Below are 13852 nucleotides of genomic sequence, written 5' to 3'. Positions count from 1 at the left end.
GATTATTTAAGATTATATGAGAAAGTCTGCAGATTTGATGACATCCACTCCATCGCCGAGACGGTAGGTGTAAGTGAAGCCTTCGCGGAGTGCATAAGCGCCTATTTCACCAGTAATGCTTACGGCGATGAATCCAATTTGTTTATCCTCGATTTTATTTTTGCGGAGTTTGTACATGCGTTCAACGGCTAGTTTGCAGGCATCTTTGGGAGATTTGCCATAGCGCATGGCTTCCACTACAGTATGCGCACCACAAATCCGTATCACCTCTTCACCTACACCGGTAGCGGTAGCAGCTCCCACTTCGTTATCGACATATAGTCCGGCGCCGATGATGGGAGAATCTCCTACGCGGCCATGCATTTTAAAGGCCATTCCACTGGTGGTACAGGCACCGCTGATATTGCCGGTTTTATCGATGGCGAGCATGCCAATGGTATCGTGATTATCTTTAGTACCTGCGCCACGTTTCGTCTTCATGTGCTTCAGGGTATCCATCGGATCATACTTCGATTCTTTCAGCCATTCTTTCCAGATCTTTTCAGCATTTGCTGTGAGCAGGTTTTCCTTTTTGAATCCATTCGCTAAAGCAAACTGTAATGCGCCATCGCCTGCGAGTACCACATGGGGTGTCTTTTCCATCACCTGCCGCGCTACTGAAATCGGATGCATAATATGTTCCAGACACATAACGGATCCGCAGTTACCCTGTTCATCCATGATACAGGCATCCAGAGTAACACGTCCGTCACGGTCAGGGAGTCCGCCATAACCTACACTGGTATCTTCCGGATCAGCTTCCGGCACCATCACGCCCTTCTCCACCGCATCTAGCGCCTTTCCGCCCTTACTTAGTATTTCCCATGCCGCCGCATTCGCCTTGACGTTAGGAGCCCAGGTAGAGATGACTAGTGGAAACTGAGAATCTATGCCCGGAAATGTTGCGCCCTTCACTCGTGATGCAGCCCATAACGCACCAGTGTAAAAAATGCGCCTTTTATAAATTTTCTACGATTTATCATTATTTGTTGTTCGTTTAGCGGGACAAAAAAGAATGGCCTAAATATATAGATATTTCTTAAAATTAAAGTTAAGCTCTTCTACCTAATTGCGGGGGCCGGATTTTGTGAGAGCGAATAGTTTTTTAGCTTGCAAAAAAGATTTTCCTTTTAATGACCTTTGATTATGTACAACTGTTTAACTTCATGGAAGAAGATTCACAATCCTACATAAATCTAATTATTATTTCACCTCTATCTCATCACAAAAAATATACGCCTCATACCCTGCGCCCTGATGCCATTTCGGTAAAGTGCCATAGTTTACGGCTTTGACTCTGATAAATTTAGCCTTTGCCGGTTTAAATTCAATCGTGAGCTTCTGTGTCTGTACATTCAAATCATTATCAGGAATCGTATTTTCTTTTCGGCCCACGGCGATCCACTTTTTTCCGTCAGATGAAATTTCCACTATCATCTCCTTCGGCATGAGAATCCAGGAACGACTGTCTTGCAGGAATCCGACTGTAACCGAACTAATCTTTTCTTCCTTTCCGAATTGAATTTCTGCATCCATATCCGCGTCCTGATAACCATGCCAATCTCCCTTCCTCCAGTTGTCGGTGCCGTGAATGCCATCAATCATTGACAATGGTCCTTCCGCTGAATACTGTTTTCCCGGACTGGTATGCAATACCACGTTCCAGTTATTGGGGCGTTTGTAAAATGTTGCCGACGTTGTTCCGCTCTTCCCTTTCTGATCACCACACTGCGCATAAATAGTGGAAGTTTGATGAATGTAAAAAGGCTCGCGGTAGTATTCCCCCATCATCATCAATCCCTGATGCGGACCGAACAAAATCATACCGCCGTCGGGAGATTCAATAGTCACCAGAAGACTATCATCAAATACTCTGCTCTCTGCTTTAATCACCGGTGTCCTGTAAAAATAATATAAGCTCATTGTCCCTCTGACTTCAGGTACAGCACCCCGATTCGTCGCAGGCGTTTCGCTCATCTCAAACACCACTTCCTTCGCTTGCGTGAGCTGATCATGTGTGATGAGATTTACATCCTGTACCACCCCATCGATACTTAAACTTCGTACATACACGGCCGTGAGTGAATTGTTTTTAGCAATCAATCGTACCGTTTTACCATTCTCAAGATTCACCATCGCCGAATCGAAGAGGGGACTCCCCAGCGCATAATAAGGACTTCCGGGAGTGACAGGATAAAAACCCAATGCACTCCATACGAACCATGCCGACATCTGTCCGCAGTCTTCATTACCCGGCAAACCCTCCGGACCTTTATGGTAGAGACTATCCATAATCTGACGGACCAGTTTCTGTGTTTTCCACGGCTTGCCGATATAATCATATAAATAAGCCATATGATGACTGGGTTCATTGCCATGTGCATATTGTCCGATGAGACCTGTGATATCCGCCTGCGTTCTTCCGGTAGTATTTGTAGAGGCAGAGAAGAGACCATCCAGCTTCGCCTCCGCCTGCTGATCACCGCCCATTAACTTCACCAGTCCCGGAATATCCTGTGGTACAAAAAAGGAATACTGCCAACTATTCGCCTCGGTATAATGATTGTTCACTTCGCGGGGATCAAAGTTCGGTATGAAGTCACCGTTACGACGCGGGCGCATGAATCCTGTTTGCGGATCATATACATTTCTGTAAGAGGCTGCCCGACGCAGATAGGTGCTCTGCTCGCTGCTCTTGCCTAACATACGCGCCACTTCCGAAATGCACCAGTCGTCATAAGCATACTCCAGCGTTTTCGAAACGGATTCGTGTTCATCTTCTACTCCGATATATCCACGCTCCATATAGGCAGGAAGTCCCAAATGTTTCCAGGTGGCACTCTTCTTCATGGCTTCAAAGGCGAGGGAAGTATCAAATCCACCCACCCCTTTCACCAGGGCATCAGTGATCACGGGAACACTATGATAGCCGATCATGCAATCGGTTTCATTGGCGCCCAGCTCCCACACCGGCAATCGTCCTCCCTGCTGATACTGTGCAAGAAAAGTTTTGATAAAATCCAGTGTACGTTTCCTGTCGATGAGTGTATAAAGGGGATGAGCAGCTCTGAAGGTATCCCATAAACTGAAAACCGTATATTGAGTATAGCCTTCCGCGTTATGAATCAAATTATCACGTCCTCTGTAACGGCCATCCGTATCCGAAATGACATTTGGAACAATCATCGTATGATAAAGCGCGGTATAAAAATTTACCAGGTCTTTCTCCTTCTTTCCAAACACCTGAATCTTTGACAGCTCTTTGTTCCAGGAATTCTTTGCATTCAACTTTACTTTTTCGAAGTCCCAGTCCGACATTTCAGCATCCAGATTTCGACGTGCTCCTGCCGCATCCACCGTGGAAATTCCCACTTTTACCAATAGGGGCATAGCCGTTTCCCGATTACCGCCACCGATATACACTGCAGCTGCAATTTCATTCTGTTCGATTGCCGATTCCGGTTTCATTTCAGGGATTAATCCGTCGATAACAATCCTGGCAATAGGTTGTGAAAACTCCATTGCGAAATAAATGTATTGGTCCTTGGCCCAGGCTTCACTGTGCCGGTATCCTTCCAGACGGGTATCACTTACAAATCGCAGCGAGGCGCCATGTGTTTTATCCCGATGACGCAGATCGAGCATCAGGTAGCGCTCCTCTTTTTTACTAAAAGTATACCGATGCATCCCGGCTCTAATGGTAGTAGTTAATTCCGCTTTTATCTGATCATCCGTTAAAGAAACGGCATAATAGCCGGGCTCAGCACGTTCACTTTCATGACTATAAGCTGAACCATACTGTTCAGGGATGAAAGAAGCTGTTCCGTTGCCGGGCATCAGTAAAATATCTCCGTAATCCGAACAACCGGTTCCACTGAGATGGGTATGTGTAAAGCCATAGATGACCGTGTCGGAATGATAATATCCACCACATCCTTCCCAACTGGCATCGCGACGGGTATCCGGACTCAATTGCACCATTCCAAAGGGAACCGTAGCGCCCGGATAGGTATGCCCCACTCCTCCTGTGCCGGTCATCGGGTCTACATAACGGGTGAGATCCTGAGCAGAAACGATCGTCTGAAATAAACACGAAATAATTACTATATATTTAATCATGGTATAAAAATAATAATTGGGGAGAATAAAACGAGGGATGGGCCGCTGATTCATTAAGATTATTAAGATTTGTTATGATTTACTTGTATTAAAATAACAGGAACAGGTTGAATCAATAACTGTTCGCAACTCCGGTTTTTAAGAATATTATCCTTGTCAGTATTTATAAATCACCTACCGGTTCTTAATAATATTAAACGAACTACTTTTAATCTTCGAAAAATCACCTGTATACTTAATTGTCTTTTTTTCACCGGGCATCAGATGGAAGCCGTTATCATTGAAAGAGCATTCACCGGTATCATCGTATAGATACACGCCATAAGTAAATACATCAGCAGTAAGCGTTATTGTAGTACTATCGCGCTGTAGCATTTGGATTTGCGCAGGTTGCAAGAGGAGATTTTTAGGACGGCAGCGAAAATAATATTCTCTTTTGAGAATTCTGAATGTAAAATTATCTTCCGCTTCGGTGACAAAAACCACATTGGCAGTATCCAGATTTCTCATGGCAAGATTTGGAAAAACGAGGGCGTCATGAATAATACTATCCGGAGATAACTTGAAAGAATTTTCCGCTATCAGCACCGGCTCTGCATTTTTGTCTGTACGAATATAATATAACCGGAGGGTGATCGACTTATCGGCCACCCCATCCACATGCACGGTTGTAGACAGGCCCTTTTCCGTTTCAACAGTGGAGATAAACAGTGAATCAAAACTACATTTCGCTTCGAAGTAAAAGAGCTTTTCCCGCTCTTTGCTGTCGAGGGCGCTCCAGGAAATCACGGGCCAGCAATCATTGAACTGCCAGAAGAGGGTTCCCCGGCAATATGGGAAATTCCGCCGATGTGCATCCATGGCCATCTTCATTCCATAGGCTTGTTGCAACTGCGAGCCCGATGACGAAAGCGAAATGGTATCCACTACATTCTTCCAAAGCGACACATCCGGTAAAGACTGAAAGCCATACTCACTCATAAATCGTCCCGTTTTCTTTTTGTACACTTCAAAATCTTCCATTCCCCACCATACTCCCCAGTAATGACTGTCGCCTTGTGTCATACTCTCTTTACGTCCCCACCCGATGGAAGGAGAAGAGGGCCAATACGGGCGGGATGGATCCAGTGAATCTATAACAGCTGGTATTACCGAATGAAAGATGCGCTGATAATCCTTCCAAATCTTCATTGAATCGGCAACAGAATAATTAAATTGTTTCTGCCATCCCCAGTTATGCCACCCCTCATCACTTTCATTGTTTCCGCACCAGAGTACAAGACAAGGGTGATGAGATAATCGTTCTACCTGCTCTATCGCTTCCTGTCGTACATTCTCCAAGAAAGCGCTATCCCCCGGAACCATACTGCAGGCAAACATAAAATCCTGCCAGACCATAATGCCATGCTTATCGCAATAATCGTAAAATACATCAGGCAAGTAAGCGCCTCCACCCCAAACCCGAAGCAAATTCATTCCTGCAACTTTCGCCTTCAACACCAGTTGCTCGTACTCGTTGTCAGTCACACGGGATAAAAACAGATCCGGTGGAATGACATTCGCACCTTTCGCAAAGAGTTCATTGCCATTCACCCGAAATCCGAAACTCATTCCCTGTGCATCTTTCTCTCTGACCAACTCCACTTTTCGAAAGCCTGTTGAACATTTTAAAGATCGACTTCGATCTTCGTCAAGGATACAACTGAACTCATAGAGATTCGGTTCTCCTTTACCGTTAGGTTGCCATAACTTTGGATCCGGAAACAGAAAAGGAATCTGAATGGTTTGAATTCCCGGACGCAGATTCACCTCCTGAATAATTTGAGTTGGAAATCCAGCCGATTTCACTGTGACATTCGTCTTCCTCTGTTTCTCTGATCTGATTTTTACATACGCAATAGCTCCGGTTGGCTTGTCTATGCGATGATCCTGAACCACACGAAAAGAAAGAATTGTACAAGGCTCGCTGGCTGTTAACTTCACCGGTTTCCAGATTCCGCAAGAGAGGATTTTCGGACCCCAGTCCCAGCCATAATGATACTGTGCTTTTCTTGTAAAGGAGCGAAAACCCTCCGGCAAGGTGTAGGACAATTTCTGAACTGCTGCAGATGCCACTGTTTCCGGCGCGCTGAACCGAACCAGCAATACATTTTCTTTTTGAATCAGCTTCTTTACATCCACTTTCCAGGAGCGAAACATATTATCGGCTTGTAAAATAAGCGCATCATTCAGTAGTACTTCTGCATATGTATCGAGACCTTCAAAGATCAATTCCAGTTGCGGTTTGTTCAACATGGAATCGGGACAACTAAATTTGCATTGATAGGTCCAATCACTTTCTCCTACCCACTGCACTTTTTTCTCATGATCATTTTTGAAGGGGTCGGTAATTATTCCATTCTGCAATAAATCGGTATGCACACTACCCGGAACCCGAGCCGGCAACCATTTATCGCTTGATAACCGGCGAAAAGACCAGTCGGTAAGTACTAATGATTGTGCTATCGTAAGAGCAGGCATTGTTACTACGAATAGCAACACCACTATTAGTTTATGAAATATTTTCTGATCCGTATTCATCATTGGATGTATGGCCTCCGAAATTACACTTTAAAAATAACTATGGCGCGAACCGTTGCAGTGAAAAAACATACAGGTGTATCTCTGCCAACATCACTTCTCCTGGAAATCTTTTATGAACCGGTACAAATTAAATTCCGGCATTGCCAATTGGGCTTTCAACCTATCTTCCAACTGACGAACGGTAATTCCCTTCATCCTTTGCTGTTGAAGAAGCCGGTAAGCGCGTTGTGCTGTCAGCTGCAGCCTTTTTCCGGGCAAAGGATGTTGATGGTGTTGGTGAATGGCTGTCAATAATTCTTCAACACCTTCGTTTCGACTCGCTGTTGTTTTCACAACGGGAATACTCCAACCTTCCGAAGCCGGGCGTTCATGCAAGGTCTTAATCAATCCTGCGGCGAATTTATCTGCGCCATCACGATCAGATTTATTCACCACAAAAATATCTCCGACTTCCATGATGCCGGACTTGAGTGCCTGGATTTCATCTCCCGCTTCAGGAACCAGGGTAACCACTACCGTATCCGCCAGGGAGATGATTTCCACCTCACTCTGTCCCATTCCTACGGTCTCAATAAAAATATAATCAAAGGGCGCACTTCGCAACACATCACAAATTTCAATTGTCTTTGCAGAAAGTCCACCCAGCGCACCTCTTGTTGCCAATGAACGGATAAAAACATGAGGGTTATTAAAATGTTCCTGCATCCGCAACCGGTCTCCCAACAATGAACCATGTGTAAAAGGCGAACTGGGATCAACTGCTATCACAGCGACCTGATTCGGTAATCCTTCACCGTTAGTTTTCCGTGTCAACTCATGAATCAAAGCGTTGATCAATGTACTCTTTCCGGCACCGGGAGGACCTGTAATGCCAATGACCGGTGTCTTTCTTTCATAGGTCAATCGGCTGAGCAATTCCTCATAACCGGGCTGATCGTTCTCCACGAGGGTGATCGCTTTGGCAATCAGCCGCCGATCACCTTGTTGAATTCCTGAAAGAAGTTGCGCTATTTCCACCCGGCGAAAATAGTCAGGAATGTTCAATACGGCCTGTTTCGGAAGAAAGAAGCTTTTAGTAAAGATTTACCACCGGAATAACAGATCACGAGAAAGATTTTCAATAAACAGTTGATTTACAAGTTCTAGAATAGAAGTCGGAGCACCAATAAAATGGCCTCTACTCCCATCACCTAATGCTGATTTGCTTACTTTTGCACCCTCATCAGGTTTCTTCTTCGGAAGGATGAAAAGGGAATGCCGTGCAATCCGGCAACAGTTCCCGCTGCTGTAAACGATAACGGAAATTCCGTTGAGCGATACTAACCACTGTCCGAATGCAAAGGATGGGAAGGGGTCGCGGCAATCGTGAGTCAGAAGACCTGCCCGGTGAAAATAAGTTCAATGTCTTCGGTGAAAAGAAAGAGAACATGTCAGCGCGATCTATTTCCGCCGGCTTGTTGTTATTTTCTTCCACCTGCTTCAACAACATGTCACGATTCGTCATCCTTCTCTTCAATATTTTCTTTGTTTCGCTTGCTCATGCGCAAAGGGATACTATCATCTGGATGAAACCGGTGGATATCCGTGCGGAGCGTTTTCATTTCACAGATCCCGGCATGCAGGTACATGCGCTCGATACTTCTAAAATTTCCAAACTAACCGGATATACACTTGCGGATAGGCTTGGGCGTGAGTCGATGCTGTTCATGAAGTCGTATGGTCCGGGAAGCCTGTCTACGCTCTCTCTTCGTGGCACCGGAGCGGCGCATACAGCAGTACTATGGAACGGACTTTCGCTAAATTCACCCATGAACGGTATATATGATTTTTCTTTATTGCCGGTATTCCTGCTCGATGAAGTTTCCATTCAATGCGGGGGGAATGGTCCCTTGGCCGGAGGAGGTGCTGTAGGTGGTGCTATTTATATGAATTCAGGAACGGAGTTTACCAAGGGTGTTTCAGGAGAAGTGATGACGGGCTATGGAAGCTTTGGACAGCAACAATATGGCGCCGGGATAGTGGTCGCTAACGGTCAACTGGTAACGAAAACAAAAATTTATACACAACGAGCAGAAAACAATTTTTCCTTTACAACTCCTGAAGGACAATCGAAAATACAGTCACATGCCCGCTTTCGGCAATTAGGTATTACAGAAGACATCCGTTTCGGCAGGAAGGACAATCACCTTGACCTGCACCTTTGGTACCTTGAAAATGAAAGGGAAATTCCTCCACATATGCTGGCACAGCTGAGTTTACAAGAGCAGCAGGATAAATCGCTTCGTGCAGTGGCTGAATGGGCAGTAAGTCACGATAAATGGTTTTGGAACATAAACGGGGGCATAAATCGTGAGGAAATAAAATACACTGATCCGGAAGCCAGACTTGATGAACTCAGCACCGCTACTACTGTTCAGGCTACCGCGGAGCTCGGCCATCATTTCTCTAAAAACTTCAAACTTATATCTCAATTCGCTACTATACATGCTTTAGCCAATTGCGAAGGTTATGCTACTCAGCAACAGCAGGAACAATGGTCGCTTGGGCTGAAGGGAGTATTTGAAAATCATAAATGGTATATCAATGCTTCCATACGACAAGGTTTATTTGATGAGGAGATGATTCCCTTTCTGCCGGCGGTGAATTTACGGTACAACTTCGTACCCACATTGTCGTGGAAAGCAGATGTAGCACGTGTCTTTCGTGTACCAACCCTAAACGATCGCTATTGGATAGCCGGAGGAAATAAAAATCTTGAACCGGAACAAGGATTTTCGTCGTCTACAGGAATCCAATGGCTATTGAAAAAAGAAAAGTTTAGCATGAAGATGCAGGCGAACGTATTTTTCTCAGAGCTTGAAAAAGCAATCGTATGGCTCCCGGGGTTAAACGGAATTTATGCAGCTGAGAACATCCATGAAATGGAAAGCAAAGGTTTTGAGGGAGAAGTTGATCTTGCCTACACCACGGGAAAATGGAAATTCCGGGCAAGACTGACGACTCCGGTTGTGTCATCCAAAATCACAAAGACAGATCCTTCCTTCGATTCAGGAATCGGGAAACAAATGATTTACACCCCGCGGTTGATGTACAAATCTGAAGCAGAAATTACTTTTCATACTTTCTCCATACGCTATTATCATAATTATACCGGCTACCGTTATACGACCATTGACCATGCACATTACCTGGACCCGTTCGATTGTGCAGAACTCATTCTGGCATGGACGGGTACTTTAGGAAAAGGGAGTTTGACATTAACGGGAGGAATAAAAAATCTTTACGAAGAAAATTATCAGGTCATTGCCTGGAGAGCGATGCCGGGAAGATCTTTTCATGGTGGATTATTATTTACTTTTGGAAAATAAATCTGAAAAATGAATTTTCTTTCGAATAAATACTATCATTTATTATTGGCAGGAGTTGCGCTTGTTGCGGGTATAAAAATCTGGTTACAACCGCTACCTACGTTGAAGATGCAGTACTTTTTGACGGCGGTAATTCTTTTTATTATTGTTAGAAGTATTTATCGTTTTGTGAAACTGCACCGCTCTTGATGAAAGTGGAGATGAGGCTAACGGTGGCGGGGATGTGTGGATAGGATTTTTATTGCTGCATACAATTTCTTATCATCCGGATAATATTCTATTTAACTGTCTAACTTTTGCTTCGGGTAATTACCTCCATATTCAACCCCGTTGGGGTTGGGGTTGCTCGTGCTTTGTAACTCCGGGTTGCACCCGGAGTTACAAAGGTTGAACCCTTTCAGGGTTCCGATCGTGAATATACTACTTATTCGCCAAGCGATTAATCATTTCAGTGAAGCAACTCTCAAGCGAACGTTCCTCCCAGTGATCTCGTCAGATTCATTGTATCAAAGATGAAATGAAAAATGACAAGCGAACGTTCCTCCCGGAGTTACAAAGGTTGAACCCTTTCAGGGTTCCGATCGTGAATATACTACTTTTTCGCCATGCGATTAATCATTTCAGTGAAGCAACTCTCAAGCGAACGTTCCTCCCAGTGATCTCGTCAGATTCATTGTATCAAAGATGAAATGAAAAATGACAAGAGAACGTTCCTCCCGGAGTTACAAAGGTTGAATCCTTTCAGGGTTCCGATTTGAAACGACTCTTTTTTAGCGAAAAAATCGATTGTATCAGCGAACAACTACTTAGAGATGAAATACTCTTAATGAAGGAAATTCCTTTGCGGGTTATGACTTCCATATTCAACCCCGTTGGGGTTGGGGTTGCTTGTGCTTTGTAACTCCGGGTTGCACCCGGAGTTACAAAGGTTGAACCCTTTCAGGGTTCGTGAATATTGAAATTGTCGAGGTAGATCAAAATCATCTTTTCACAACATGGGAATTTGTAGCGTAGTTAAAATCCTCCTCCACTCTTCCAATTTCGCTAGCAGCTACCCGACGCAGGAGAGATCACTATTGCCGAGACGTTTCTCTCATTACCCAAACGTAGCGTTCCTCCAAGCGGAGAAGCAGATCCTGCCTACGGCGGGAACGATTCTCCGCGTCCCCCCCAGAGGAGTTGTCACCTCAATCTCGTCAGAATCAACTCATCGCAGATGAGATGAGCATGACGAGACTACTTCACTCCATACTCCGAAATCATCCAGGCTAATGCGGCCATACTGGCTGCGCCCAACTCGAGTTCGCGTTTGTTGATTTTATCAAAAGTATCCGTCTCGGCATGATGTAAATCAAAATAACGTTGAGAGTCGGGACTAAAACCAATCAATAATGTTCCCTGATCTTCTAAATGATTGATATCTGCCCCTCCGTATCCCGGGCGCCAGATATTTAAAAGATAAGGATAAAACTGTTCCTTCCATGACATCACTTTTTCCATCGCTTCTTTGTTCCCTTTAAAAGTAAATCCTCTCGGAGAAAATCCCCCTGCATCACTCTCGATCGCGGCGATGTGCTTTCTTCCTGAAGTCTTCGCGGCCTTTGCATATTTCTCTCCTCCCTTCCCCCCATTCTCTTCATTCATAAATGCGACACAACGAATGGTTCGCTTCGGTCGAATGTTTAGCGCTTTAAAAATGCGTAGTACTTCCATGGATTGCACTACACCGGCGCCATCATCATGTGACCCATCTCCATTGTCCCAGGCATCAAGATGTCCCCCAACAACAATGATCTCATCCGGAAATTCGGTTCCGCGGATCTCGCCAATAACATTATGGGAAAGGGTATCCGGCAAAATTTGTGTTGCCATGGAGAATCCGAACTTTGCAGCCGGCTCCTTCTTTAACATCTTGCTCAAATTTTAGGAATAGTATCTACATAACCCATTGCCCCGGTATGCGGATAATCATCCATGGCCAATGTCATCGAACGAACGACTACACCCAAAGCTCCGTATTTCGCTGCACGCATAGCCGTTCCGTATCTATACTTAGCCGCTTCACCGTATGCTTCAAAAGTATTGATGAACTCCGGTTTCATTGGATGATTCATGAAGACAATTTTACCACTCAATCTCCCCGCTCCCAATTTCTCCATCTCTTCCCAGTCGTAAACTTCCACCACTTCAGCAACCAAACCACCTTTCGGAGTGGCAATACTTCCACCGAGTGCGCAAATATTCAACATCACTTTTCTGCTTCCTGTTTCAATCCAGGCCTGCTCCTTCGCGCCGCGTACCCAATGAGGAACCATGACTTCCTGCAGTACAGCCGAATCCAGTGAAAGCTTTGTCAATTCCATGTGCACATAATTGACGGCCTGCGCGGCTTCCTTTGAGCCACTCAGCCGACCGCCAATTTTATTACTTAAATAATCCAGCCAGCCATAGCATTTACTACCGGTAAGCGCTTCGTCATAAATACGACGAATAGTCAGGGAGTCATTTTGCTGCGCGGTAACGGAAAAAGAGAACAAGAGGAAGAAACAATAAGCGATTTTTTTCATAAGGCGTTTCGGAAATAATACATGGATGTATTTTTCACGCCTCAAATATACTATCTTCTTTTACGTGCCAAATGCGTCCGCTAAACTTTTACTGTACGGTCGTAAAGTCTGCCACCTAGCCGGCCGTAGAGGAGTGCCAGCCATGACATACTCAGCGTATTCATCAGTAACATCCCCAGACAAACCGAGAGAATCAAAAAGCTGTTCACACCCATCTCCGGAAAAACGATGGCAATTCCTACATATAGCAAATTGATGCCTGTAATCAACACCGTAGTTATTCGCTGTCCGAATCCTTGTCCTGTGATCATATGATGCACATGATTTCGATCGGGATGAAAGGGGGAATATCCGGTCAATATACGAATCACAGAAACGCGCAAGACATCATACATGGGAACGAAAAGTACTGCGATGACTAAAGTTGGTGTGAGCGTAGGAATATCAGCTTGCCCACCGGAGTATTGTTGAATTAAAGCTATCGCCTGTACGGAGAGCAGAAAACCGAGCACCAATGAACCGGTGTCACCCATAAATACCCGGGCCGGATGAAAATTAAACAAAAGAAATCCAAACACAGCACCACAAATGCTCATTGAAAGCATGGCCATTGTAAAGTTTCCCGCCTGAAGAAATAGCATTCCGAAAATCAAACTTGACATCAGCGTTAAACTGCCTGCAAGACCATCCAATCCGTCGATCAGATTTAAAGCATTGGTAACCGCTACAATAAAGAAAATCGTTACACCCCAGGATATGACTAACGGTAAGGTATGTACGCCAACCAGTCCAAATAAATTATCGATTCTAAAACCGGCTGCAATAACAAGTACAGATGCAATAAACTGAAATATTAATTTCGAGGATGGGGGTAGGTCAATGAGATCATCAAAGAATCCTGTAAAAAACAACAGAATAGAAGCAGCCACAAGTAAATTCATATTATGACCGGCCAGCACGCCCTGAAAAGAAAGAAAGCTGATCACAATTCCGGCAAAGATGGCTATACCACCCATGGTAGGAATGTTGGTCTTGTGTTTCTTACGATCATCTGTTCTTTCAAACAGATTCCATTTCACGCAAACATTTATCCAATATGGAATCAGTATGGCGGTAATGACCAAGGCTACAAGGCTACATAAAAGTATGAGCAGGGAGTTTGAAAGCATATTTTAT

At 44.6% G+C, this 13852-nt stretch carries 6 protein-coding genes, 1 pseudogene and 1 riboswitch; of the genes and pseudogenes, 1 reads left to right on the top strand and 6 read right to left on the bottom strand.

Annotation, left to right across the window (positions count from 1 at the left end; translation table 11 throughout):
* Positions 1-12 precede the first annotated feature (12 nt).
* From IPJ86_15785 to meaB, 4 genes are all read right to left on the bottom strand, one after another.
* Positions 13-1005 carry a N(4)-(beta-N-acetylglucosaminyl)-L-asparaginase gene (locus IPJ86_15785; GenBank protein MBK7888682.1) on the bottom strand — a complete coding sequence of 331 codons (993 nt, stop codon included), beginning with the start codon at positions 1003-1005 and terminating at the stop codon, positions 13-15.
* Between the two features lie 237 nt (positions 1006-1242).
* Positions 1243-4158 carry a GH92 family glycosyl hydrolase gene (locus tag IPJ86_15780; protein ID MBK7888681.1) on the bottom strand — a complete coding sequence of 972 codons (2916 nt, stop codon included), beginning with the start codon at positions 4156-4158 and terminating at the stop codon, positions 1243-1245.
* A gap of 174 nt (positions 4159-4332) precedes the next feature.
* Positions 4333-6699, bottom strand: a complete 2367-nt coding sequence (locus IPJ86_15775) for a glycoside hydrolase family 2 protein (protein ID MBK7888680.1) — start codon at positions 6697-6699, stop codon at positions 4333-4335.
* A gap of 132 nt (positions 6700-6831) precedes the next feature.
* Complete coding sequence (gene meaB, locus IPJ86_15770; GenBank protein ID MBK7888679.1) at positions 6832-7758, bottom strand: methylmalonyl Co-A mutase-associated GTPase MeaB; 927 nt, start codon at positions 7756-7758, stop codon at positions 6832-6834.
* A 190-nt stretch (positions 7759-7948) separates the two neighbouring features.
* Positions 7949-8143, top strand: a riboswitch (cobalamin riboswitch).
* 25 nt (positions 8144-8168) lie between these two features.
* Between meaB and IPJ86_15765 the strand changes: the two genes are divergently transcribed.
* On the top strand, positions 8169-10109 hold the full coding sequence (locus IPJ86_15765; protein ID MBK7888678.1) for a TonB-dependent receptor: 1941 nt from the start codon (positions 8169-8171) through the stop codon (positions 10107-10109).
* 1236 nt (positions 10110-11345) lie between these two features.
* Here the strand turns inward: IPJ86_15765 and IPJ86_15760 are convergent.
* Positions 11346-12676: pseudogene (locus IPJ86_15760) on the bottom strand (M20/M25/M40 family metallo-hydrolase).
* An 80-nt stretch (positions 12677-12756) separates the two neighbouring features.
* Complete coding sequence (locus IPJ86_15755; GenBank protein MBK7888677.1) at positions 12757-13845, bottom strand: undecaprenyl/decaprenyl-phosphate alpha-N-acetylglucosaminyl 1-phosphate transferase; 1089 nt, start codon at positions 13843-13845, stop codon at positions 12757-12759.
* Positions 13846-13852 lie beyond the last annotated feature (7 nt).

The organism is Bacteroidota bacterium, assembly GCA_016713925.1.
Classification (GTDB): domain Bacteria; phylum Bacteroidota; class Bacteroidia; order AKYH767-A; family OLB10; genus JAJTFW01.
This window is presented reverse-complemented; position numbering and strand designations above follow the sequence as displayed.

Excerpts from the sequence above, each read along its gene's own strand:
- IPJ86_15780 (MBK7888681.1), bottom strand. The coding sequence starts at position 4,158 with ATGATTAAATATATAGTAATTATTTCGTGTTTATTTCAGACGATCGTT.
- IPJ86_15765 (MBK7888678.1), top strand. The coding sequence starts at position 8,169 with ATGTCAGCGCGATCTATTTCCGCCGGCTTGTTGTTATTTTCTTCCACC.
- IPJ86_15755 (MBK7888677.1), bottom strand. The coding sequence starts at position 13,845 with ATGCTTTCAAACTCCCTGCTCATACTTTTATGTAGCCTTGTAGCCTTG.